The sequence below is a fragment of the Burkholderia sp. R-40 genome, assembly GCF_049942845.1.
Classification (GTDB): domain Bacteria; phylum Pseudomonadota; class Gammaproteobacteria; order Burkholderiales; family Burkholderiaceae; genus Burkholderia; species Burkholderia ambifaria.
This window is the reverse complement of sequence record NZ_CP187967.1, coordinates 1,160,006-1,184,033: the sequence shown is the minus strand read 5'-3', so window position 1 is coordinate 1,184,033 and position 24,028 is coordinate 1,160,006. Positions and strand designations below refer to the sequence as shown.

27 protein-coding genes are annotated in these 24,028 nt (G+C 63.5%); 1 reads left to right on the top strand and 26 read right to left on the bottom strand.

The genetic code is table 11. The features are described 5' to 3' along the window. Nucleotides 1-39 precede the first annotated feature (39 nt). The 24 genes from ACP26O_RS05575 to ACP26O_RS05460 form a co-directional block, all read right to left on the bottom strand. Nucleotides 40-1,092, bottom strand: coding sequence for a phage late control D family protein (locus ACP26O_RS05575; RefSeq protein WP_212061165.1), 1,053 nt, complete (start codon nt 1,090-1,092; stop codon nt 40-42). 10 nt (nt 1,093-1,102) lie between these two features. Beyond that, nucleotides 1,103-1,309: a tail protein X gene (locus ACP26O_RS05570; RefSeq protein ID WP_176307939.1), complete on the bottom strand. Its 207-nt coding sequence runs from the start codon at nt 1,307-1,309 to the stop codon at nt 1,103-1,105. Further along, entirely contained in the window at nt 1,284-2,165 is an 882-nt protein-coding gene (locus ACP26O_RS05565; protein ID WP_426356309.1) for a phage tail protein, read from the bottom strand. The genes ACP26O_RS05570 and ACP26O_RS05565 overlap by 26 nt, the downstream gene beginning before the upstream one ends. Nucleotides 2,166-2,174: 9 nt before the next feature. Then, the gene (locus ACP26O_RS05560) at nt 2,175-4,589 is read right to left on the bottom strand and encodes a phage tail tape measure protein (RefSeq protein ID WP_426356308.1); all 2,415 of its coding nucleotides are present in this window, start codon (nt 4,587-4,589) and stop codon (nt 2,175-2,177) included. A 55-nt stretch (nt 4,590-4,644) separates the two neighbouring features. Beyond that, nucleotides 4,645-4,974 (bottom strand): phage tail assembly protein, encoded by a 330-nt coding sequence (locus ACP26O_RS05555; RefSeq protein WP_426356307.1) that lies wholly within the window; start codon nt 4,972-4,974, stop codon nt 4,645-4,647. 94 nt (nt 4,975-5,068) lie between these two features. Then, complete coding sequence (locus tag ACP26O_RS05550) at nt 5,069-5,572, bottom strand: phage major tail tube protein (protein ID WP_175739597.1); 504 nt, start codon at nt 5,570-5,572, stop codon at nt 5,069-5,071. Between the two features lie 10 nt (nt 5,573-5,582). Beyond that, nucleotides 5,583-6,752 carry a phage tail sheath subtilisin-like domain-containing protein gene (locus ACP26O_RS05545; RefSeq protein WP_212061169.1) on the bottom strand — a complete coding sequence of 390 codons (1,170 nt, stop codon included), beginning with the start codon at nt 6,750-6,752 and terminating at the stop codon, nt 5,583-5,585. Between the two features lie 78 nt (nt 6,753-6,830). Further along, nucleotides 6,831-7,283 (bottom strand): phage tail protein, encoded by a 453-nt coding sequence (locus tag ACP26O_RS05540; RefSeq protein ID WP_175701301.1) that lies wholly within the window; start codon nt 7,281-7,283, stop codon nt 6,831-6,833. Nucleotide 7,284: 1 nt separating this feature from the next. Continuing rightward, on the bottom strand, nt 7,285-8,403 hold the full coding sequence (locus tag ACP26O_RS05535) for a gp53-like domain-containing protein (RefSeq protein ID WP_249180258.1): 1,119 nt from the start codon (nt 8,401-8,403) through the stop codon (nt 7,285-7,287). After that, nucleotides 8,400-8,969, bottom strand: a complete 570-nt coding sequence (locus ACP26O_RS05530) for a phage tail protein I (protein WP_212061170.1) — start codon at nt 8,967-8,969, stop codon at nt 8,400-8,402. Before ACP26O_RS05530 ends, ACP26O_RS05535 begins: the two co-directional genes overlap by 4 nt. Next, nucleotides 8,959-9,852 (bottom strand): baseplate assembly protein, encoded by an 894-nt coding sequence (locus ACP26O_RS05525; protein ID WP_212061171.1) that lies wholly within the window; start codon nt 9,850-9,852, stop codon nt 8,959-8,961. Before ACP26O_RS05525 ends, ACP26O_RS05530 begins: the two co-directional genes overlap by 11 nt. Next, nucleotides 9,849-10,193 carry a GPW/gp25 family protein gene (locus ACP26O_RS05520; protein ID WP_212061173.1) on the bottom strand — a complete coding sequence of 115 codons (345 nt, stop codon included), beginning with the start codon at nt 10,191-10,193 and terminating at the stop codon, nt 9,849-9,851. Before ACP26O_RS05520 ends, ACP26O_RS05525 begins: the two co-directional genes overlap by 4 nt. Beyond that, nucleotides 10,190-10,396 (bottom strand): hypothetical protein, encoded by a 207-nt coding sequence (locus ACP26O_RS05515; RefSeq protein WP_212061175.1) that lies wholly within the window; start codon nt 10,394-10,396, stop codon nt 10,190-10,192. The genes ACP26O_RS05520 and ACP26O_RS05515 overlap by 4 nt, the downstream gene beginning before the upstream one ends. 63 nt (nt 10,397-10,459) lie before the next feature. Next, nucleotides 10,460-11,140 (bottom strand): phage baseplate assembly protein V, encoded by a 681-nt coding sequence (locus ACP26O_RS05510; RefSeq protein ID WP_212061177.1) that lies wholly within the window; start codon nt 11,138-11,140, stop codon nt 10,460-10,462. Continuing rightward, nucleotides 11,137-11,664, bottom strand: a complete 528-nt coding sequence (locus ACP26O_RS05505) for a hypothetical protein (RefSeq protein WP_212061179.1) — start codon at nt 11,662-11,664, stop codon at nt 11,137-11,139. The genes ACP26O_RS05510 and ACP26O_RS05505 overlap by 4 nt, the downstream gene beginning before the upstream one ends. Next, complete coding sequence (locus ACP26O_RS05500) at nt 11,657-12,184, bottom strand: phage tail protein (RefSeq protein ID WP_212061181.1); 528 nt, start codon at nt 12,182-12,184, stop codon at nt 11,657-11,659. The genes ACP26O_RS05505 and ACP26O_RS05500 overlap by 8 nt, the downstream gene beginning before the upstream one ends. A 5-nt stretch (nt 12,185-12,189) precedes the next feature. Next, nucleotides 12,190-12,480, bottom strand: a complete 291-nt coding sequence (locus tag ACP26O_RS05495; protein ID WP_105833213.1) for a head-tail joining protein — start codon at nt 12,478-12,480, stop codon at nt 12,190-12,192. Between the two features lies 1 nt (nt 12,481). Further along, complete coding sequence (locus ACP26O_RS05490; RefSeq protein WP_175723050.1) at nt 12,482-13,477, bottom strand: major capsid protein; 996 nt, start codon at nt 13,475-13,477, stop codon at nt 12,482-12,484. A 74-nt stretch (nt 13,478-13,551) separates the two neighbouring features. Then, entirely contained in the window at nt 13,552-13,896 is a 345-nt protein-coding gene (locus ACP26O_RS05485) for a head decoration protein (protein ID WP_105833215.1), read from the bottom strand. 29 nt (nt 13,897-13,925) lie between these two features. Further along, nucleotides 13,926-14,993, bottom strand: coding sequence for a head maturation protease, ClpP-related (locus tag ACP26O_RS05480; RefSeq protein WP_212061183.1), 1,068 nt, complete (start codon nt 14,991-14,993; stop codon nt 13,926-13,928). After that, nucleotides 14,990-16,483, bottom strand: a complete 1,494-nt coding sequence (locus ACP26O_RS05475) for a phage portal protein (RefSeq protein WP_212061185.1) — start codon at nt 16,481-16,483, stop codon at nt 14,990-14,992. Before ACP26O_RS05475 ends, ACP26O_RS05480 begins: the two co-directional genes overlap by 4 nt. Next, the gene (locus ACP26O_RS05470; protein ID WP_006497114.1) at nt 16,480-16,686 is read right to left on the bottom strand and encodes a phage head-tail joining protein; all 207 of its coding nucleotides are present in this window, start codon (nt 16,684-16,686) and stop codon (nt 16,480-16,482) included. The genes ACP26O_RS05475 and ACP26O_RS05470 overlap by 4 nt, the downstream gene beginning before the upstream one ends. 13 nt (nt 16,687-16,699) lie before the next feature. After that, nucleotides 16,700-18,742, bottom strand: coding sequence for a phage terminase large subunit family protein (locus ACP26O_RS05465; RefSeq protein WP_426356324.1), 2,043 nt, complete (start codon nt 18,740-18,742; stop codon nt 16,700-16,702). Next, entirely contained in the window at nt 18,687-19,217 is a 531-nt protein-coding gene (locus tag ACP26O_RS05460) for a MarR family transcriptional regulator (RefSeq protein WP_212061189.1), read from the bottom strand. Before ACP26O_RS05460 ends, ACP26O_RS05465 begins: the two co-directional genes overlap by 56 nt. A gap of 573 nt (nt 19,218-19,790) precedes the next feature. Here ACP26O_RS05460 and ACP26O_RS05455 point away from each other — a divergent pair. Then, complete coding sequence (locus ACP26O_RS05455) at nt 19,791-20,051, top strand: hypothetical protein (RefSeq protein WP_176307950.1); 261 nt, start codon at nt 19,791-19,793, stop codon at nt 20,049-20,051. A gap of 240 nt (nt 20,052-20,291) precedes the next feature. Here ACP26O_RS05455 and ACP26O_RS05450 read toward each other — a convergent pair whose 3' ends face one another. Beyond that, nucleotides 20,292-21,065, bottom strand: coding sequence for a hypothetical protein (locus ACP26O_RS05450; RefSeq protein WP_426356306.1), 774 nt, complete (start codon nt 21,063-21,065; stop codon nt 20,292-20,294). A 222-nt stretch (nt 21,066-21,287) separates the two neighbouring features. Next, the gene (locus ACP26O_RS05445; protein ID WP_426356323.1) at nt 21,288-23,795 is read right to left on the bottom strand and encodes a VapE domain-containing protein; all 2,508 of its coding nucleotides are present in this window, start codon (nt 23,793-23,795) and stop codon (nt 21,288-21,290) included. Nucleotides 23,796-24,028 lie beyond the last annotated feature (233 nt).

The following is a 24,028-nucleotide window of genomic DNA, read 5'->3' as shown; positions in this document are numbered from 1 at the left end:
TTGCCCCGAGGCGGCTACCAGAATCGACGCACGCGCGTGTTACTTCGGCGGCGACGGTACGACCAGGTCGACCTTCTTCGTCGGCTTCTTGCGATGACCCACCTTCGCCTTGCCCTTGTTGCCGGCGTTCAGCTCGACCGACGTCTCCCACCCGTTCCCGGCATACGTGTGCCGGACCAAGTCGACGAGAAAATCCCCATCCGCTTCCTGCTTGAAACCCGAGAGCTTCACGGTCTTCTCGGCCGAGATGTCCGAGCGGCCCTTCATCCGCAACACGCTGCGCGCGGTGTGCCGATTCAGCTTCTCAAGACGAGACTTCGCGCCGGCCTTCGCTGCCTCCGGACTCGCGAACGCGTGACGCTCGGTGTGGACCGCAGCGGCGCCCGGAGGCGCATCGGGATTCGGAATCGTGAGGTCGATCTTCTTCCCGGATTTCTTGTCGTGCACCTTCGCCCGTACTGCAACGAAGCTCGCGCGATCGGGAAACGAGATCTCGTAGTCGGTCAGATCGCTCGGCGTCAACGTGATCGCCGGCAGCGTCTTGCCGCTCGCGCTCTTGCCTCCGCCGATCGGCCCAACGATCAGCTTGCCGGCCTTCACCGTTGCGGTCGCGCCATACTGCCGCGCGATCCGCGTGATGAAGTGCAGATCACTCTCCCCGAACTGATCCGCGCGCGGAATCGCCGCGTCGACCGAGCACGCGGCAATCCACTTGTTGCGACGAGCGACGTCGCCCACGATGTCGGCCAGCTTCACGTTCGTCCAGCTGCCATTGCGCTGCGTCTTCGACGTCGCTCGCATGTTGGCCGGTCGGCCGCGGATGACGATCGTCGCCGGCGGTCCGCGCAGCACGATCTCGTCGACGGCATACTCGCCGAGCATCGACAGCCCCTGCCCCTCCCATCCGAGCGAGATCTTCAACGTCGCGCCCTTCGGCGGGAAGCGGACCTTGCCGTCACGGTCGTCCAGCTCCAGCTCGCATTCGTCCGCTTCGAGGCCCGGCTTGTCGGTTGTCTGGATCCGCAGCACACGGTCCTGAATCACGCGCGTGATGTCGTCGCCGTTCGCGACGACCTGAAAAATTGCCTGCATAGCCCCTCCCTCACGACCAGAGCTGAATCGGCTCGTCACGCGGCGTGTCGAGATCGGGCATCGTGATCAAGACGCCCGATCGAAACGGCTGCGCCTCGCGCGCGAGCCCCGGATTGGCTTCGTACACAGCCTCGACGGTGCCCTTCAACGTCCCGTAATGGGCGTAGCAGAGCGTGTCCAGGATGTCCCCGTCAGAGGTTCGCAAAATCTTCGCCATAGCGGCCGAACTCCAGGCTGTAGGTTTGCTTGCGCGGCGCACCGTCGGACATCAGCGCCTCCTGCTCTTCGTCGACGCTGTGCAGATACCAGCGCCCGAGCACGTCGCCCGTGCCGGCCGTCAGCTGCACCGGCTTCAACTTTGCACCGATCGAGCGCAACGCTTCGAGCTGACGAAAGCCGGCACCGAGCGACGGGAACACGACGCCTGACAGCGTGATCGTGTCGCCGCCCTGACTCACGGGTTGCTGCGCCTCTTCGCGATTCAAGCGCTCCTGCGATGCGATCTTGAAGCGCGTCGAACGCCGCAGCTTGTCGTACGCCGCCGTCGACAGCCCGAAGTGGAACGCGCCCCCGTCATCCGTTGATAGCGTCAGCAGATGAGGGGTGGAAGACGTCGCGCTGTCGAACAGGCCGGAAAGGACCGAGCTGAGGCCCGTCGTCTGCGCAAACGACTGCAGTGCGCCCGTCGTCTGCTCGCCGACCAACGCCGAGAACTGTGTTTTCGCATCGCCCAACGCGCCCATGACCGACTGCGCGGCCGACTGGATCAACGGATGATTGATCCCGCCAACCATCTTGACGATGCCGCTCACGGCCGCCCCCGTCGCCGAAAAGCTGCGCATCACCGTTCCGATCTGCGGACTCAGATCGCCGGCCACCGACAGCAGGCTCGTCGCCCCGCGCAACAGGTCAGCGGCCGACGTGAGATTCCCCGTCGCGAGCTTCGTCAACGTGTCGACCGTGTTCTGACTGGCGCTGCGGTTTCGATCGAAAACCCGCACGACGTGTCGAACGCGTTCGGACGCGATGCTCGCCTGCGTCGCCGCCTGCGTCACACTGGAAATGAAGTCCATCTACCCCCCTTACAGATGCGGCGCATCGAACATCGCCGATCGGTTGCTCTTGTCCAGCGACTCGGTCATCGTCCGCTGAATCAGCGGATTGATGCGCGCGAGCAGCTTGTCCGCAATCTCCGTGTCCGTGCTGCCCTCAACCTTGATGTGGAACACCGGAGCAAACGAGTTTTGTTGCTCGACCTTGAACGGCCGCGACTGCGGCGAATCCGGGCCGGCCGCCACCTTCGCGGCCGCCTTCGCCGCATCACTGTCGCCGTCCTTCGAGCCCGTCGCCCACCGCGCCATCGCCCCAAGTAACTTTCCGCCGGCAAACGTGCCGACCGCACCGCCTAGAACGCCACCAATGGCCGCCCCGATCGGCCCGCCGAGCATCCCGATACCAGCGCCGAGCTTCGCCCCGACGACGCCCCCGGCCAGCGAGCCGCCGATGCTTGCGTACCCTTCCGCCTTCCGCGCGGTCGGCTGATCACTGCGCGCGACCGCATACGCATCCTTGGCTGCGAATGCGATCTTCAGGACACTGCCGGCGACCGCCAGTCGCCCCGCGTAGGGCGCGAAACGGCCGGCGACCGTCCGAAACGCACCGATGACACGACCGAGACGACCGCGCGGAACGCGACCACCGCCAGAGCCGCCGCCCGCCAGATCGCCAAGCAGGTCGCCTGCAGCACCCGCGACGCCGCCAAGACCGCCTCCCGGCAAGTTGACAACGAATACGCGCTGAACGCCCCCGGCAGCCCCGCTCAACGCGTCGAGCGCCTTACCGAGCCGCCCACCGGCCGCACCGCCCCCGGCAGCTCCGCCACCACCCCGTCGCGCCATCCAACCGCCGCGCAGGATGTCGAGCACACCACGCCCCATATTCCACGCGGCACGTGCGCCACGAACGGCAATCGCGGTGCCGATAACGCCGACGACGGCCGCCGTCGCGCCAGGTGCGGCGTCCGACGCGTGCTGCACCGTCTCGCCCGCCCGCTTCGCGACCTTGCCGGCAAGATCCGTCACCGGCCGCAGCGCGTCGCCGATGCTGCGCATCGCGTCGTCCCACTGCTGGACGACCTCGCTCCAGATCTGCTTCGACGTTGCGCGGCGATCGGCCAGATCCTTGTCGATCTCGCCGTTCGCGTCGGCCGCATTGCGCTTGAGCTTCTGATAAAGGTCGGCGTTCTGCATGTAGGCCGTCAACGCCGCCTTGACCTGCATGTCGTTGAACAGATCGCCGGTCTTCATCGTGTCCTCGAAGGCCCGCATCTGCGCCTGACGCTTGGCGGGATCCAGCTCGCTGTTCAGCTGCTTCGCCACCGCCGCGAGCTGCGCGGCCTTCTTCGGATCGACGCGTTCGATGTAGGCCCGCGCGAGAACGAACGACGCCTCCAACGTCGACCATCCCTTGCCGATCGCCTCCTTCATCTTCCCTTCGTAGTCGACGCCAGCCTTCTTGTAGTTGCGCTCGGTCTCGCCCGAACCGATCTTCGAGAACCAGTTCTTCAGGTTGTTCGCCGCCTCGTCGGCGTTGCCCGCCGTCTTCATCTGCACCTGCAGCATCGCGCCGAGCTGCGTCACGGAGTCCTGCCCCGTGATGCCGATCTTCTTCATTTCGGCGAGCAGCACGGGGAACCATCGGGCCATGTCAACGGATTCGAACGAGCCCTCCTTGCCGAGGTACGCGATCGCCTCAAGCGCCTTCATCATCGCCTTGGGATCCGCGATGTTGGCGTTCTGCTGCAGCGCCTGAATCATCTGTGCCGTCTCAACGCTCGACGCACCCTGACCGACCGAGAATTTCGCGACGGCCGGGCCAAAGTTCAGCGCCCGGTCGACGTCCATCCCGGCCGCGACCATCTGGTTGACCGCGTCGGCCAGCTCGTTGCGTCCCATGCCGTTCGACAACGCGTCACGGCGGATGCGCTCGGACATCACGCGCTCCTGCTCGGTGCGCGCGATGCCGGCCTTGATGGCGATATCCCGGATGATTGCCTGATACTGCGCGGACACAACGGTCGGAACAGCAACAGCGGCCCCGAGCTTCACCGCGTCGCCTGCCGCACTGCGCATACCCTCGCGGCCGGCCGCCAGACGCTCGTGACCGGAGGCTTTCAGCTCAAGTCCCCGCACGGTGCGCCCAAGCCGCGCATACGCGCGGTCGAGCCGATCCACCTCGAAGCCGGCATCACGTAGCGCACGGACGTTGTTGTCCAGCTTGCGCCGGATCCCGTCCGCAGCGCTGTCACCGGCAAGATGTAGTCGGCGAAACTCTTCCTGCAGCTTGATGGTCTCGCCAATCTGCCGCTGCCACATGCCGCGTTCGCTTGCAGTCTTGCGCAGTCCGACGATCTTCGAATTCGTATCGGCAAACGCCTTACCGAGCGTTGCCGACACGGCACCGCCGATGACGATGCCAAGTGCAATATCGCGTGCCATGTCAGTCCTCGCTCAATCGGTCAGCCACCACAACAAATCGTCGATCGTCATGTCGTCAACCGACTGCGGCTGCGTTCCGTACTCCTTCATCATTCGCCGAGCCAGCGCCTTCACCGTCGCGATTGGAAGCCGGACGAATCGATCGAAAGGATTCGTACGCACGCTGCATGGCGTCGTAATCGACCATGTCCATTCCTTCGATATCGTCGGGAGCCACTTGGGCCAGCGTCGCGAACAGCACGATTTCGCGCAACTCATCGTCGCCTTGCGCCTGCTTGCTTGCGGTACGCATATCGCGCACCTTCGGGCGGCGCATCACCAGCTCGTTGCGCACAACGCCGTCGAACGAGACGGGATACTTCAGCGTGATCTTCACGGTTTCCATTCAGCACCTCAGAAATGACAAAGGGGCGGCCAACGGACCGCCCCTCGGGTTATCGAAAAGTTACTTTGACCGGCGCATTGGCCGGCTGCAGCGCTCACATGCCGAGCGCCTTGCGCACGTCGGCGAGTTGATCGACGCCGTCGATGATGCGAATCATGTTCAGCACGTCGATCTCGCAGATCACTGCACCGTCGATCTCGGCCTTGTAGTACGTCAGCTCGGCCGTGTACTTCAGCTCCGACGTGGAACCCGGCTTCCAGCTGCCGGGATCGTATTCGGACAACATGCCGCGCATGATCAGCGCAACCGACTTCACCTTGCCGCGAGTGTCACGGAATGCGCCGCGAAACGTCGCGTTGAACGCGTTGTTGTCGGCCAGCCCGAAGAACTTCAGCACGTCGCGCTCGACGCTCCCCATCGAGAACGCCGCCTGCAGGCCTTCCATGCCCTGATCGACCTTGACCGGTGCATCCATGCCGCCCGCGCGGTAGTCCTCCGTCTTGATCTTCAGCTTCGGCGGACTGAGTTCAGGAGCGCGGCCCGCAAAGCCGCGTCCGTCGACGTACAGCGCCATGTTATTCAGAGTTTCCGGGACCATGCGTCACCTCTTACGATTGCGTGTCGAGAACTTCCGTCAGCCACTCGTTCGTGACTTCGAAGCGGAAGATCGGGTTTTCTGCCGGCGGAACGTCCGTGAAGCGGATGTTCCAGTACACCTTGCCCTGCTCCAGCTGCGTCGCCGAATTGAGCTTCGGATCCGGGTACACCTCGAAATTGATGACCGCGCCCTGCATGCGCAGATCGCGCATGAACGCTCGCAGCCCCTCGGTGACGTCCTTGACGTACGTCGCGGTGATCCCGCGATCGACCGCCCACTTGTGACCGGCCTGCACCGCGTCCATCACGATGTCAAGAGTGCGAACGCGCGTGACGAACGACCACTTCGGATCGGCCGACAGCGTGCGGTTACCCCACAGGCGATATCCACCGTCGCGGATGATCGTCGTGATGAACGAATTGTTCAGCAGGTTCGCGCGGCAGGTCTCGTCACCGTCGAGAAATTCGATCGGCCGCTTCGTGCCGCTGATCCCGACGATCTCCTTGTTCGAGGGCGACGCCCAGAAGCCGATCGCCGCATCGGTCTGACAGAACAACCCCGCAGCGTACGCGGATGCCGGCGCGTCGACGTCAGCGTTCTTCGCCGTGTCCCAATACCGTACGCCGGGATCGACCAGATACAGGCGCTTGCTGCCGAAATTCTTCGCGTACGCGATCGCGTCCTCGTCGGTCTTGTTCGGCCCGTCGAGAATCGCGATTGCGCGCAGCTTCGCTGCCAGCTCGTCGGTCGCTGTTGCGACCGGCTGCTTGGCCGTGTGTCCGGGCGCGATCAGCAACCGCGGCTTCAGGTCGAACAGCGATTTGCCGTCGAGCAGCGCCTGCATGCCGGTGCGTACGCCGCCGGCCGACACGCCACCGATGATTGCGGACGTCAGCTCGGCGTCAGTTTGATCGGCCGGGACGCCAACCGCCACCATGACCGTCTTGCTCTGCTTGTAGATGCCTTGAATCGCGCGCGTAATCGCGCTCGCCTCGCCGAACGCAGCGACGGCGTCGTATTCGCTGGTGATCCGCACGGGCACGTTCGGTGCAACGAGGTCCGCGCCCGGCGTGTAGGTGTCGGCAATACCGACAACCGACGTCGACGGCACTGCGATCGTGCGCGGGCCGGTATCGACCAGCACGGTCGTCACGCCATGATAGAAAGAAGTAGCAGCCATTCAGATCTCCGAGAAAGCTACAAATAGAAAGGCCGCTCGAATTGAGCGGCCTCACATAGGTTTGAATCGGAAGTAGCGTTACACCGTCACCTTGGGTTGGGTCGTCGCGAACGGCGGTGGCGCCGGCAGGTCCGCATTCGGCCAGCCCGGAAGATCGCTGGCTTCTCGCAGCGACTGGCGATAACGGAGTAGCATCGCAAACTGATCCGCCGTCAGCGTCGTGCCATCGCCCAGTAATTGTTCGTCCTGGTGCCGGGAAACAAGCCAGTCCGTTGCCTTCAAAGCGGTATCGCGCTGCGCGCGTTTGACGTTGGCGAACTCCGCACGCGTCGGCGGTGGCGGATCGACGGCGATCGGCGCTCCGTTTTTGACCGCAAGGCGCTTTCCGGTGGCCTGTGCGCGCATGAGATCGTGCCATTGGTCGGCAGTAATTTCGATCACTGCGACTCCATCGGGAGCGGGACTATCGACCGTGTCGTAAATGGCCGTGATGTAGCCTTCCGCGTTGTACGCGGCGAGTTTTTGTCCCATGTCACTTTCCCCAGCAAAAGATGCGGCCGGCAATACCGCTGGAAGAGCTCGGCCCGTTTGTTCTGTCGATGCTGCGTACCCGAGCCAATGCGGTCGATAGTGTCGATCCCGCAATGTCGAAGGCCCAGATGGTCGTGGTGTTTACACCCCATCCGCCCGGAAAACCCTCGTTCGCGATTCCTCCGAGCACTGCGTTTGGAAACGCGATCGGAAGCGTCACGTTCATGTTTCCATTCGCATCGCTTCCACCCGTGACCCACTGAAAAATCATCCCGCCCGACAGTTTCTGGTAACCGGTTGTCCCAAGCGAACTGGCGAAGGTTTGCCCCATGCGCTGCGTATAGGTCCCGAACGCCTGCCAATACGTGCCGCTCCATACCAGCACGACGAACTCGCCGGCAATGAGTGTGATCGACGAGGCAAGACCAGCGGTGGTATCAATGATCGCGTTCGCCTTCTTGGTGCCGATCGTCAATCCGGCTTGTGCGCCGCGTTGAAACGCAATCGCAGCCCCCGGAGGCAAGCCCGTTTCGCTCGGCAATGTGACGGTCTGGCTAGCCGCACCGTTGAAGTAATGAAAACCTCCGATGTCGTCGTTCGTGAGTGCCGTCGCAGCGACGCTGATACCGGAGCCCGTCCCGCTGCTTAGATTGAAGTTCCCCAGCGCACGCTGCAAGAATTCGTTGGTTGTAAGCCGCGCGCTGTTGTCGAACTGCGGCGCAGTTGTCCCCTTCGGCACGCCCGTGAATATCGGCGAGTCAAGCGGCGCTTTCAGCGCAAGCTGATTCGTGATCGTCGTCGCGAAGTTCGGGTCATTACCGAGCGCCTTCGCGAGTTCACTGAGCGTATCGAGCGTTTCCGGGGACTGCGCTACCAGCGCGGCCAACTTCTCCGCCAGATCAGCATGCGTTGCGTACTGCGGATGCGGATCGACCGCCGCAACGTGCTCGTCAAAGTGACTTTGACCCGCCTCAACCGCCTTTTTCAGGTAACGGGTCCGGTTCGCGAGTTGTTTCGCCTGCAGGTTGTCGATTCCGTCCGGACCGCCGACGACGGGATCCGATGTTTCGAGCTGGTAAACCCCATCCTCCCACCGCTCAATCTCAACCAAATTGGTCATGTTGTAATACTCCCTCTCGTGTATTGCCCGTCCCGCCGCGCAACGCCGTTGTGTCGGATCGGAACGGCCGCATAATCGAGCGCAGCAAGCTGGCTGCGCGCAGGCGCGTAACGCTCAATTGCTCGCCACAGCTTGTCGGCCTGATCACGGGTAATCGGCACCCCAAGCTTGACGATGTACTCGGCCCATGCGCTTGCCTTCCCGTGCAGTTGCTCGCCGTTACGCTGGATCGAGCCGTCACGACGACGGCCACTGCGCCCTTCGATGATCGTCACTTCGCCGAATCCGAGCCGCCGAATCACTTCGCGTACCGCCCACGGCGTTCCTTTCTTCCGGTGCAGCGCCATCGAGCCCTTCACCAATGCTCGCCGGGCGTCCTCAGATTCGGCCAGCTCCCAGCCATCGACAGCGAGCGCCCATGCGAGCCACGGCAACCATGCGGCCGGACAACGATCCGCGTCCCATAACGTGCGCAAGATCTCTGGATCAATACTCGGCCGCAGCACGCGCGCGAGCGCGGCCTCCAGCGGCGTCTGGTTGGACGGCAGCAGTGGCTCACGCGTCATCGGCCTTGACCTCCAGATTGATGCTCGTACAGTGCGCAAATTCGCGCGAGCCACACACGACATCGGCAACCGGTGCACGCAATTCGATTCGCGTGACTCCACTGTCCGGCGCGTGCAGCGCTCCCTCGATCGCGGTTCGTGGCATGCCGGCTCGAAGCCGGCGTGACTTCAACACCACGCCGTCGAGCGCCTTGCGCCGTGCGTCGAGCACAATGGTTGGATCTGGTCCGCTACCGACATAGATCAGCCCTTCGATCTCATACTCGACCTTGATCGCCGGCTCGACCAGAACCGTGTCGTTGAGTGGCCGTACGGTCTCGGGCGACACCTTCGAGCGGACCAGATCGAGTAATGCCTGATTCGGGACCCCATCACCACGCGCGGACATGATCGTGAGCCGCACCGTGCCCGGTTCCGGCCGGTCGACAGCGACATCGAGGACGTCAGCCGACGCATCCATCGCAAGTGCGCGATATGCCGCGAACGGCCCGGCAACCGTCGCACGTTCCATCGACATCTGCGTGCGAAGCTTCAGCCGGTCATCCGATTCCATCCGTCGGTCGATCGGCGGGTTCGCCTCCGGATCGCCGGGATCGACCACCGCCCGCTCTGTATCCAGCAATGCAGCCAGATGCTCCAGGTCGGCGCCTGTCGAGAATGCGAGCATCACTGCGCGGGCAGTGTCGTTCACCCGCGCTGCCGCACGGATCTCGTCATACGCTGCCAGCTCGATCAGCTTCACGACGGGATCCGATTTCAGCGCCGCCGTCCAGTCGGGATAGATGGATTTGAAATACTCCAGCTTCTTCTGGAACGCCGCCTCGAAGTCGAGCACCTCGACGAGATCGGGCGGATCGAGTGAAGCGAGGTCAATGATCGTCATGTTGGTACCTCGATTTCAACGGCCGTACTGTCGTATTCGCCACGGATCGCGAACGTTGGCTTGCCGTCAATGACCGACAACACCTTGACCTGAGAGAGCTTGATTCGCGGCTCCCATCGGCCAATCGCGCGCGCGGCCTCGGCCTGTGCCGCCGATATCCAGCCGCGCGTGATCGGAAGGTCGACCATTAGCGGCAGATCCGAGCCGTAGTCGGGCAATTCCCGCCGACTGCCCCTGCGCGTGCTGAGGATGTCGCCGAGGCTCTGCTTAAGGTGCGCGACGCCACTGATCGGCGCACCGGTCCATCGGTCCATGCCGACGAGCGCACCAGTCCGGCTCATCCGCGCTCCTCAAGCCGCTTGAAGTCCGGATGCGCTTCGAGGTATTCGATCTGCGTAGCCGTTTTCGCGATCGCTTCGCCGGACAGGACGTGCAAAACCTCGCCGCTCGGGAAGACGATCACGCGACTACGGAAGCGCGTGTCAAGAAACGTCGCGACGGACGGAATTGGCCGGGTTGCAGCCTGCGGAGTGTCTTTTGCCATGATGAGCCCCTTAAAAACAAAACCCCGCCGAAGCGGGGCAAAGCAACTTTGCGAATGTGCGCGTTACAGCGGAGGCGACACCGGTGCACCGTCGCCCTCTTCCATGTGACTATGTCCGAGGAACGACTTGCCGCCGATTTCGACGTCGTCCGTGTAGCTCGCCCCGCCCTCGACCTGGACGGCTGGGCCACCGTCACCGCCGCCCTTGCCCTGCATCCCGCCGTTGAAAGTCAGCAACTTCTCCGTCGTCGTGTTGCCAGTGAACGTCGAATCAGGTACGTCGCCGAGCAGCTGCTGCGTACGCAACGTCACACCATCGGCCCGCAGCTCCAGTTCCGTCTCGCCGATGCGAAACACAATGCGACCGCCGGCCGGCACGTCGACGCGGTATTCGTGCTTGTCATGGTCATAGACCTCCGAAGCACCGTCCGGGTAGTCCCATGCAGTCTCGTTCGGGTTGGACCGCGCCGACCCACCGTGCTGATCGGAGTAATAGCCCGGAGCCGCGTACGCGCCGGCCAGATCGCCTGACGGCGCAAACATCGACGCCTGCTCGCCAACGGAGGGAGGACGCCAGAAGCGAACAACGCCCGCTGCCGCAGTCTTCCACGGCATCCAGTCGCTGACCCAATCGCCGATCCGCACGCGGCACTGTGGCGGCTGATACGAGACGTTCTCGACAGTCCCGTGCTGCACCATGCAGGCCATGCGGCGATCAATTTCGCCCAGCTCGTAGTCGCTCATGGTCCATCGCCTCCTTCTTCCGCCGGATCCCAGTACTGACCTTCATTGCCGGGGCCAGTGTCGGGGTCCACACCCCACACGAGTGCTCGCCCATCCGGGATCTCGTCCAGGTCGATCCCGAGCCCGAATTCATGCGTCCACTCGACGAGCCAGACGCAGTACGTATCGAGCTGCGGCCGGAACGGATCTTCTGCGACTTGCACGACTTTGCCCGGCGTGATGGGCAGTTCCCATGTATTGCCATGCACGACCATCGCAACGCGAGCCGCGACTTCCCGCACGGTCAGCTCCGCGCCGTCCTCAATCGGATCGAACACCACACGGGCCTGCATGCGCGCGATCAGCGCCACGTCGCCCGTTCCGTCATCGTGACCGGGTTCGAACTCGCTCAGCTCGATCGCGATCAGCGGCGTCTCGATCTTCTGGCCGAGACGCGGGTATGCCTCGATCCGCTTCATCGCCGGCAGCTTCGCGCGCATGCCGCGCTCAATCGCCTCATGTAGCGCTTTCAGGTTCTCAAGCACGTCGCATCACCTTCTGCAGTTCGTAGTTCACTTCCTGACGGAGAATCACCATCAGCCGTGCCTCACATGCCTTCGCGGCACGGCGAAAGGCCGGCTCGCCCGATTGCTGCCACGCGACCGTCACCATCCGGTAAGGCATCCGTTCCTTGCCGACGCGCTCGTAGATTGGTCCGTCAGGTTTTCGAGTGGTTTGCCGCCATGCGCCCTCGAACGACTGGCGACCGACCCGCATCCCCTTGCGCGTCCTCGTCGCGTTGCCGAGGCGATGCGCCTCGATCGGGTTCAGACCGAGCCACACCTTGCCGGTGTCAGCCGAGCGAAGAAAGAAGTAGAGGCGGCGACGGATCACCTTTTGCGGGATCTTCGTCGCGCCCCCGACCTCCTTCGCCGTCTGGCTCTTGATCCAGCCCGCCGTCTTGCGCAACGTCCGTCGCCACGCTGCCTGCATCGCGGACGGCGACAACCCTTGCAGCACGGTCGTCGCCTCCTTGATGTCGATTTCGATCTTCAGATCGTCCATATCGGCTACTGGAGAATGAGAACCGTCCAGCCGGTGCCGTCCGGATGCGCTTCAAGCACACGATAGCGGTCTCCGTTCGCGATCAGGATGCTGCCCTGCCGGACCGCAGCAGCATCGCGATCACGCACATGGAATACCGGTGCAACCAGTTGCGTGCGTTGGCTGCCGAGATCGGGGCCAAGCCAAGGTGACGCGAACATCCCCTCGACGGGTCGGCCGTCGATCGTGACATCCGCGTCGCCCAGGTCGCGCAGCACGGCCGCGTCGACGTCCGAGATCAGATCCCGGAACGCCATGTCACGCCTTCAGCTTGATGAGCGCCTTCGGGCGGGTGCACAAGTGCACCGGGTTCGACTGCGCCTCGATGTCGACGCCCTTGCCGAACTGCGCCAGTTCCTGCTTCGCGTAGTACGGCAGGCCCGTCGTGTTGACCGCCTCGACATAGTCGGCCGGCGCAAAGCGCGTGATGAACAGCTCCGGCACGCCCTCCGGCACCGCATACGCTTCGTCGTCGGCCACATATCCGACGTCGCCGACGCGACCGCGATAGCGCTCGAACGTGCAACCGCCGAAGTCAAGCGCGTCGCGCGCATCGCCGCGCAGAGACGCGGCCATCGCGGTCGCGAGATACGTCTCTTTGACAGTCTTCGCGACGATCAGCTTGTTCCAGAACGCCCGGCCGCAGAGCACGCGCACGCCGGTGTATGTCGTCGCGCCCAGCGCATCTTCGATGGCGTCCTGCACCTCGACGCACTTCACGCGGATCTCGGTGTCCGCCTTGCCCAGCTCGAACGGAATTACGGTCTGCTCGATGCCGAAGTACTGGAGCAGATCGATCAGCACCGTCTTGCCGTCGGCGTCGAGCACCGCGCCCTTGATCGCGCCGATGCGGTGGAATTCGTGCGTCGCGTCGAGCTGGCGGCGCAGCTTGGCGAGCCGCCGGTTCACGACCGTCTGCAGCGCCTCCAGCTCCGTTTCGGAACCGAACGCGCGGAGATTCTGGATCTCGTCGGCCTTAACGAACGCGCGCTGCGGCAGGTGCACGGTGTTGAACGGGATCATGGTGCGCTTGCTGCCGACCACGATCGCCGACGGAGAGCCGCGCTCGCCTGCCGAAACCAGCGACAGCGTGTCACCGTCGCGCTCGATCTGGATCGTCGTCGTGGTGATGCCGTCCTCTTCGAACAGACCGAGTGCGCCGACGCGGCCGGGTACGTGCGGCTGCTCGTTGATCGCGGCCGTGAGCGACGACAGCGAGAACGCGTCATCTTGAAACAGGGCGATGTCCGCCATACAACCTCCAACAGGGAAAATGGATACAAAAAAGGCCACGCGGTCGGCGTGGCCTTGAATGGGGTGTGTTGCGATCAGCGGACGATCACGTGTCGCTCGGCGAGATCCCCGCGACCGGCTGCATCGAGTCCCGTGAGCAGCCCGCCAGCGACTTCGGCGAGCCGGACGATCCCCGTCGCCGGGCGCGACGCTTCGGACGCCGCCAGCGGCGCGTAGAGCACGGCTGCTGCGACTTCGGAACCGTCGTTCGCGGCGTTGTCGTACGGCGCGTATTCGCCGGTGCTGGTCACGCCGAGCACCTGCCCGGCCGGCAGTGCCGCGCCTGCCTTCACGACGATCCGCTCGCGCGAGATCTGCCCGTTACCCTCCGACACGAGAAATTCGGCCGGCAGCACGCCTTGTTGCTTCACGTTCGACATGAGTGTTCCCTCCTCGGGTTACGTCAAAGTTACTTGCCGCTCTTGCGAGCCGCGTAGATGGACGCCGCACGCGGCGCATTCGCGACCACGGGCGCGTCTTGCGACGCAACCGGGGCAGCACGATGGTTGATCGGCTTCTGCGAGGCCGTGACACGCTCGAACAGCCGCGCGCGCACCTGATCCGGCGTCAGGCCGTCGGCAACAAAGCCGGCCGTCAGGTCGGTCAGGCTCGCAGCCAGACAGATACCGGCGATGTCCTGTGCGTTTCGGATCGCGGCATCGACTGTCGCGCGATCGCGCAGACCAGTCGCCAGTACGATGCCTTCGGCGCAGTGCTCGATGCGCGCGTCGCGGCACGCCGCATACACATGTGAAGCCAGCGCCGCCACATCTGGCCCAGCCTGCGGCGCAGGCTTCGCCTTCGGCTGGGTCGCAGGAACAGGCGGCGACTCGATGTCATCGGCGAGCAGCGCGCGGATCGGGTCCGGCACGGCCGAGAAGCGCGCGACGTGTCGGGCTGCACCCGCATACGCGGCGATGCGAATCGGCTCGGCGATCGTGTCGCAAAACCCTTGCTCCTTAGCTTGCGCCGCCGTCAGCCAAGTTTCGGCATCCATGATCGCGCGGACCTCCTCCTCGGTCCGGCCGCTTCGCTCCACGTATGCCGCCAGCATGTTGTCGGACGTGCTGTCCAGCAGGTCCGCAAGCCTGCGCAGGTCGGTAGACTCGCCGATCGCGACCGTATGCGGGTTGTGAATCATCAGCATCGCGTTCGACGGCATCTCGATCGTGTCGCATGCCATCAAGACAAGCGATCCGGCCGACGCAGCGACACCGTCAACACGACCCGCCACCTTGCCAGCATGCCGACGCAGTGCGTTGTAGATCGTGAACGCATCGAATACGTCGCCACCCATCGAATTGATGGCCACCACAATCGACGTCGCCGTCGCAGCGACCTCTTCCAGCATCGACGCGAACTCTTCTGCATCCGTGCCCCAAAAGCCGATGTCGCCGTAGATTCGGATCTCGGCGACTTGCTCACCGGCCGCGTTCGCTTGCGCACGGATGTCCCACCACCGCTTCTTCCCTTTCATTCGCCATCCCCATTAGAAAGATCGCCCGCCCCGTCGACCGGATCGAGCGTGTCATATCGAATTCCGAGCCGGCGCTCGCGCGCGAGATCGTCCGCGTTCTCCTGATCGACCTGCTCCGGATCGTCACCACGCGAGAGCACTGCACCTGTCCGGCTCGCGAGCCCGGACCGGATCTCCATCCGCTTCGCCGTGACGTCCTGCACGGGATGGATATACGGCCAGCCCTGCGGCACCCACCGCACCCGCAGATAGTCGCGACGGCGCCGGTAGTAATCCGCCATCGGCATCGCGCCTGATAGTGCGCAGGCATCGACCCACCAGCGCCAGACCTTCCGGCAAAACTGGTGAATGAACACGTTCCACTGGAACTGCTCGATCGACCGCCGGAACTCGTTCAGGATCACGCGCAGCACGCGATCGCTCACGTCGCGCAGATCGCCCGTCAGGACTTCGTACGGCATGCCGACCGACGCCGCAGCAGCCATTAGTTGCTGACGCATGAAGGGGCCGTAGTCGGTCCCCGCGCCCGGCGGCTCCGCAAACTTGACGTCCTCGCCGGGGGCCAGCTCCTGCATGCTTCCCGGTTCGAGCGATACGATCGGCGAGAAACCGTCGACGTCGTACTGCATTTCGCCGCCGGTCACCGGATCGCTCATGAGGCCCGGCTCGGCGGGCGGCTTCGTGATGAATCCGGCAAAGAGGTTGCTGACCTCCTGCCGGAACAGCACCGCGTCGTCGAAGTTGTCCAGCGACTTGAGCCGCAGCAGGACGGTCGACAGCTCGGGAACACCACGCACCTGGCCGGGCCGCAGCGCGAGGAACACGTGCGCGATCTCGTCGGCCGGCACGCGAACGGTCTGCATGCTGGCCGTCGACGCACGCCCGTACTCGCCGGGATGACGCTGCAGCAGGTGATACGCAACGCGTCGACCGTCCGCATTGAACTCGACGCCGTTGACGATCTCGCCCCCGCCGGGGACGATCTCGTTCTTCTCCATCGGCAGCAGATCGCCTTCGAGAAGCCGGATCTGCATCGGGACCGCCAAGCCCTCGCTCGGACTGCGGAACTGGCGACGAACCAGCACCTCGCCGTCACTGAAAAACGCCCGTGCGGCAAGCGTCTGCACACCCGCCATGTCGAACAGTTCGTCCGCGTCGATCTCCTCGCAGCTATCCTCCCAAAGTTGCTTTTGCATCTTCCGCACTGCGTCGTTCGGATGCTTTGGGTGCGCCTGAATACCGTTCCCGATCGTGTTCGATACGAGTCGTGCAATCGCCGTTTTCGCCCACGGATCGTTGCGAATCGCGTCGCGAGCGCGCGAGCGCAGCAACGGCAAGTTTTGCGCCGCCGCCGCGTTCGGTCCCGCGCTCGACGCACGCCACGACTTCGCCCGTGCGCCCGTCGTGCTCGCCGACTCATATGCCGCCGCCTTCAGCCGCGTCGGCACCACGAATCCGCGCCGCGCGAGTGACGGAAAGCCCGCCTTCATCGCACCCCCTTGCCGGCGTGGCGAATCCGGACGATCGACGAACGCCCGGCCGCGCCGTTCAGGTCGCGAATGATCTCGGTGCGTGCCTCGCGCAGCTCGCCGATCGAGCGATATTTCACGCGCCGGTCGGCATACTGGACTTCCAGCTCGCCCTTCGCGATTGCAGACTGGATGTTCTGCAGATCCTGTTTTGTGTATGCCATGCCATTCCCTCGTTTAGCGCCGCTTCAGGTACGTCGAGCGACCAACACGACGCCCCTGAATGCGCGAAACCCCGCTCGGAGGCGGGGTTTCGGTGGGTTTTGCTACCTGCGGCGACGGCCGCGGCGTCTCGATAATCTCTGGCACCTCCGGCGGATCGGGCGGTACCTCGGCCGGCAGCGCCGCAGGCAATGCCTCCAGCACCGGGACCGCATCGAACAGTGAAACCTGCGATGCACGATGCTGCTCGACCTGCCAGTGCGCCTCGGTCATAAGGTGTACTTTCACGCTACGGGCCGCGTGCAGCGCGTACGCTTCGCAGTCCAGCGCCTCGTTGCGCGAGCTGATCTTCTTCCACACGCGCTTACCTCCACGCGGCCCCGGCACCTTGACCTCCGCCGTGAGCTGCGACAGGTAGTCGCTGCGCACGCCGCTATACCAGTGCATGCGGCCCGGCCCATCGCCTTCGAGCTTCAGCCGGTTTTCGAGGATCAGGTCCTTCGCGCGGCTCACGCCGACCATATACGGGCGCAATCCGTACTTCGCCGCCTTGCTGTTGTTGCGCGTCGAGTCGATCGACGCTTTCGGCACGCTGAAGATCTCCGCGTCTACGTTGCTGCTGCCCTTGGCGGCCATGACGTTGTAACCAGCCTTCTGCGCCGCGCGCACGTACTTGTATACCGCGTCCGACGTCGCTCCGTCCGACGAGTCAATCGACGTTGCCCGTACACGCATCAGCCAGCCGTTCTCATGGCGGTATGCGTGAGACAGCAGCATCGTCAACGCGCCCCAAACACCGCCCGTCATCGGGTCTTGCTGCTGCTCCGTCACGTTGCCGTAAATTTCTCCCCACACGACGAGCCAGCTTTCCTCGCCGCGTCCCCATGCACGCACGACGACCGCGAGCCGGTCGTGTTGCACGTCGACGCCGAGCGTCAACACCAGACCTCCGAGCGGCACCGTCAGCTCCGCGTATGGCAGCGCACGTTGCGCGAGCACGTCCAGCTCGGGCAGATCGGTCTTGTACTTGTACGCCCGGCCCTGCGAGTTGTTCACGAACGAACGCATCTTCGTATCGTCGCCCTCGCGCAGCGCCTTGTCGGCCGTCAGCCACTTCTTGACCAGCTCGGCCATGTTCGAGCCGGGGAACGGCGACACCAGCTCGTTGATGCGGAAGCCGGCCACGCCGTGAAACGGTGCCGTCGCAACCCATCGCCCGCGACGGACCGCACGAATGCGCGTCGCGTCATCCCACAGAGAGCCGCAATGCGGGCAGGTGTAACGAGCCGTCTCCGGTTGTGCGCGGCCGTAGACCTCATGTACGACTTCGGCGTCCTCGCTCCACGTGACGTTTTCCCACGCCAGCTCATGCTCCTCTTCACAATCAGGGCACGGCACCAGATACACGCGCTGATCCGATGCCGCGTAGGCCTGCTGGATGCGCGATAGGCCGTCGATGGTCGGCGTGCCACCCAAGATCATCTTGCGTCGCCGCGCCGAATAGCTCTTGTTCCGTTCCTCCAGCAGCGTGATCGAATCGCCCTGCTCGCGCACGTTCGTATTCGCGTCGTCCGGCTCCTCGACCGCAACCACCGGGGCCGGCGTCGACTTCACTTCGTCCGGCGCGTTCGACGTGATGAACTTCAGGAAGCCGCGCGCGAACGTCTTGTGATCCCACAAGTTGTTTTTGTCGCGGGCCGCGTGAACCGGCAATTTCGCCGACAGGCGAGGCGTCACCTCGACCATGGGCTCGAACTTCTCCAGGTTGAACTTCTTCGCCGTCTTCTCTTTCGGGAACATGACGATCATCGGGCACGGGTCAACGTCGATCCGCTTACCGATGTAGTTCAGCAGCACGCCATCCGTCCACGCGACCTGCGCCGACTTCATGCACACGACCTTCTGCACGGTCGGATCGTCCAGCGCGTCGTGCATGCCGAACACCCACGGCGTGATATTCGGGTTATAGCGGCCGGGGCTGGCCGATCCCTTCGCGCTCAACCTACGATTCTTGCGCGCCCACTCCGTCGTCGCAATCCGCTCCGGCGGACGCAGCATCTTCGCGATTCGACGAATCACCGCGTGGACTGTCTGGGTCGTATTCAGAAAGCTGCTCAAGGCATCCATATATATGCTCGTTCAACCATTCGACGTCCACCTCGACGCCGTAGAGCGTGCGCAGCTCCTGCACCAGCTTGTCGGACAGCGACAGCAGCTCCGTTTGAAATGCGCCGACCATCAGGCCGTACGCCTGTTCGAGCTGCGCCGCATTGACGAGCTGCCCCTTCTTCTCAGCGAGCGTCAGCAGCTTGATCTCGCGATCGACGCGCTCCGTCATCGCCCGCTCGGCGACGAGATCAATCCCGGTCTCGCTGGAGCGCCCGGCTGCGACCTCGCGCAAGTGACGAATGTAGGCGACGCGGATCTCGTCGATCGACACCGCTCGGTAATCGAGCCGAACCTTATCGACGAATCGCGAAACGGCCGACTGGTCTAGGTCTAGGTGCTCGGCAATCTGCTGCTGAGTCGGCATGAATATGACCCCCTATGGAGACTCGCCAGTAGAGAAAAAACGCGGGTGCGAGCCCCCGCGTGTGGCGATGCCCGTAGGGTCCCCGCCTGCACAAAAACTAGGTAGGCGCAACGAGATCGCACCAGAATCGCACCGCGCCCCGAGCCAAGACGGCTGACACCGACGTGCTGAAATCTTCCGACGCGCTTAGCGCCGCTGACAGCACCCTAAGCGCATCTAATTCTTCCTCTCCCGCTATCCCGAACGAACGCAGATCGTTTTGAGCCGCTTCGTCGATGGCCGCTGCGATCTGCTCACCAACAATAGCGACCGCCGAGGCATCTCCTGACCTTGTTCGCATTTCGCGCTCCAATGCAAAAAGCCCCGAGGCTTTCGCACTCAGGGCTTAGGAATTCATTCAAATGTCAACTTACATCGGACTGCGCTGCTGTTGCTTCACGCACCGGCTTCCCGTGTCGCCAACCTCTACTAATGACCTATTCTGTTCGCCTCATCTACCGCCTAAGTTTTACACGTCCGGGCATTCCAGAATGCTCTCGACGATCGATCAACCATTCAGAAGGAGTCGACACCATGCCCAACATCACAGTGCACGTGACCGGGAGCGAAAAGGAAGACGTAACTTCAGTCGCCATCGGAACGAAAGGCTGGGGAGGAGTCAACGCAATGACTAAAATTGGGGAAGCTCAGGCAATAAACGCTGGCACTTACACCGCGACCGTCCGCAAAGCCACAGACCCGAAACAGGTCACTACCCAGGTCCAGATTTTCGAGAACAGCAGCGCAGTCCATCTGACCGTGACGGTTAACAATGTCACCGCAATAGTTGCCTGAGGCCGCAAACAAAAGCCCTGAGGGCTTTCGCACTCAGGGCTTCGATATTCATTTCGTAAGGGCGAACGCCCTCCCAACAGATCCCGACAGACAGTTATCGTTGTTGGTCGCGGCGCTCCCGCGATTCAGTACGCCTGTCAGGCGATGGTTGCGACACGAGTATGCGGCCGCTCATTTATCCAGTGACGCGGTAAAGGATGTGCAGAGTTTAAGCGATCCGCTCTTGAAATGGAATACGTTTCATCCTCGCAATTGACGACGCAATGTGTCGTACACCGATCCATCCACCGTATCCAACAGCGCGAGCATGTCGTGAAAGCGCCACGACCAATTCTTCCGGTACTCATCGAGCGATACGCCGAGCGCGTGCGCCCGGCCAGCGTCGTCGACCTGCCGCTTGCCGGAACCGGAACAGTCGGGGCAAATGTGCCGGCCCTTCGCATCCGAAACCGGCGACGCAGCGATCCGCCCCATCCCACTGCAGTCGTCGCATGGTTCGTATTCCCGAAAGACCAGCGGTCCGTTACGCCCTTCGAAGAACGGGATGCGCTCCTCCGATACACACACCTTCCCGCTGCCCCCGCATACGTCACATGCGTGCGTTGACGTCGTGACGGGACGCGCGCGACGCACGACGCCGCGCCCTTCGCACTCGACACACTGATCGTTCACCCACTCGTCCAGCAATCGCAGCGCGAACCGCTCGACGATGTCGACCTTCGAACGCTCGACAGCATGGCCCGCACGTTGATCGCGCCGCTCGTCGCGCGACAGGCCCGTGAACCGCGCACGCTTGAATCGGCCCGACGTCCGGATCATCTGCGCCAACAGCAACGTCGCGCGTCGAACCATCGCAGACGTCGGCATCGGCCCGGCCTTGATTCGGGTCAGCAAGCTCCCGAGATCGTTCGCAAAGGCGAGCGCGCCCAAAGTAACTTTAGGATCGGCAATCGGGTCGGTGAACTGACCACGAACGCTCATCGCAACGCCCACCCGCTCTTTCAAATCGATCATCACTCTCTCCTACTCGTCCTAATGTCTCAATGTCCCAAGGGAAAAGGCTTGCAGGGGTGCGCGCCTGCGACATGCGCGACATGCGCCGCTGACGTCGCGCATGTCGCGCCCCCGCACCCGCGCCCGAGACCGCGCCTTGGGACATTGGGACATGGGACGTCCACAGCGCGCCAAGACGGGGCAAGTGGCGCGCTTGCCGTGCAGGCACAGCGCGCCACGCGATCACAGCGGACTGTCGTCATCACCCGCTGCGACCAGTTCGCGCTCCGCTTCCGGCTCCTGCTCTTCCTTCACGTAGTACCAACCGCGCGATCCGGTCGACTCGCGCTTGCGCACCCACCCGAGCGACTTCAACGCCTTGCCGATGCGGCGCTGCTCGGCCAGCGTCCACTTCGACGTATCGAGCTTCAGAATGTCCGCGAGGATCTCTTCCATCGTCGTGCGCGACACAAATTCCAGGGCCTTGGCGATCTTGTCCTCGTACACGTCGCCCTCATAGCGCTCCGCCTGCTCGATCTCGAACAGCGGGCGCTCATGCTCTTCTACGTGCCACACGACGCCCGAGCGATACAGGTGCACGGCTTCCGCCCAGAGCTGTTCGCGGACAGCCACAATGCCGTCGATGTCGACCAGGCCGCCGACACGCAGCGGCCAGTAACGCCGGTTGCCTGATTCGTCTTTCAGGTACGTGTCGAAGTTGACCGAGCCGGCGAACACGCACTGACGCGGGACGTCGGTCGCCCGCTTGCCGTAGAAGTTGCGGAACCGATCGACGGCCGTCGCGAAGAAGCTCTTCACCGCCGAGGAGTCGGCCTTGTTCAACGAGTCCAGCTCGGCCAGCTCGATCACCCACTTCCCGGCCAGCACCGCGTACGTGTCTTTGTTGCCGATCTGGATCGGCGTATCGGTGAACCACGGTGCACCGGCCAGCACCTTCAGCGCCGTCGATTTGCGATGCCCCTGCTTGCCTTCGAGGATCAGGACGTTGTCGACCTTGCAGCCCGGTTCCATCACGCGCGCGACGGCGGCGATCATCCACTTCATGAACGCGAGCTGCACATACTCGCTGTCGGCCACACGGAGGTATGTCGACGGCATCGATCGCACGCGCGACACGCCGTCCCATGTCAGCCCTTCGAGGTATTCGCGCACTTCATGAAAGTGCGTCGCGTCCGCCACCAACAGGACTGCATTCATCACGATATCGGTACGCACCGAGAGGCCGTATCGCTGCGACAACCAAAGCGCGCAGCGCTGATCGTCCATGTCAGTCCACTCGCCCTTCACGCCCTGCGGGAAGGGCGGCGCTTTGCGCTTCATCACGCGGCCACCGAAGTCGTCCTGCTCGATGACCCCCTGCCATGCCTTGTGATTCGACAGGATCATGTGCACGTTGCCAAGCGTCGGCAGCAGCGTGCCCTTGTCCGAACGCGCGAGATCCTGCTCCCACGTGTGCGCGCCGTTCTCGGCCTCGCGGCCATCCCATTCCGGCTGTTTCGCGGCAGCGGACGTCGCGACGGATTTCGTCGGCGTGTCGTCCGCGGTCGACACCGCCACCGTCGCTGGCCGGATCTCTTCGTTCGCTGGTGCGATGACGCGCAAGATTGCCGCCTGCACTTGCGCCTGGACAGGGTCGATGCCCTCTTCGACGTGCAGGTCGTTGAAATCGGTCAGCTTGCGCTCGCCGCGATTGGCGAATGCTGGATAGACGACGCTGACGTCGGCGACCGTCGCTGCCGCCTCGTACGCACGCTTCAGGCCCGTGTTCTCGAAGCGCTTACGGCGCAACGGCATCACGTCATTTCCGTAGCTCACCTCGACATACGGCACGCCATTGTCGTCACGACGGCGTGACGCGGCGACCATGTACCACGTGTTCTTCGCCTCGACCCGCACCGGGTCGGCACCAAACACCAGTTCACCCCGGAAAGCGAATTCGTCGGCGAGCCAGTCGCGCATGCGCTGCTCGATCTTCCAGTCGTCGTCGGCGCAGACCAGCACGTGCACATCCGGATACGTCGCACGCAGGTAGCGCACGGCCGGGAGGATGCCACCTGCGTCGAAGCAGACATTGACTGCAAACGCCTCGTCGATTGCCATGCGGATCGAGCGCGCGGTCGCGTAGCCTTCGGCGACCAGCACGATCTGGTCGTCTGCGCCGACCTCGCCGAGCAGATACGACGCGCCCTTCTTTTCCATGCCCTTGTTGAAACGCTTCGCGCCGTCCGGCGTGATCTTCTGCAGGCCGACAAGACGAGCGTCGTCGCCGTACTGATACATCGGTACGAAGATCGTGCCGTCCGCATCGAAACGCACGCCTTCGGCCGTGATGCGCTTGCGTTCTAGATAGGCGGACTCGCCATGCTCTGCCGCGCGGTTCCACTGATCTCGCGCGCGGTTCGCGGCGAGCTTCGCCTGACGCGCATCACGCTCTGCCTGCTCACGGTCGGCGGCTTCCTGTCGGCGACGCGTCTCCGCGAGCACTTCCTCGCTCATCGGTGCGCCGCTCCACTCGAATCGCTCGGTGCCCGGATCGTCGCCCGAGAAATGGCCGAATGTGCCGCCATAGCCGATTACCGCGCCCTTGCTGACAATCTCGCGAAGCTGATACCAGTATTTCTTGCGCGGCCCGTACCGGTGATGTTTGCCGTCCGCGATCGGATGCCCGGCGGGCAGGTCGGGATGACCCGCAGCACGCAGTTGCTGAATAATCTGGTCCAGTGTCGCCATACAAAAATTCCCTCGATCAAAGTTACTTTGGCCGCTTGTCGCGGCCAGATCACAATTCGTTGAATGGTTCCCTGCTAACTCGCACGCCGAGCGGTCTCCAACTCGACGAGACGACGGTCGCGCTCGACCTTGTGAGAAAAGCTTCGCCATGAGGCCCGCCCGGCCGCATAGCACTGCCGTCCGCTCGGTGAGCGGCTGTACTGCGATGCGCTGCGTCGCAACGCGCTACTGAT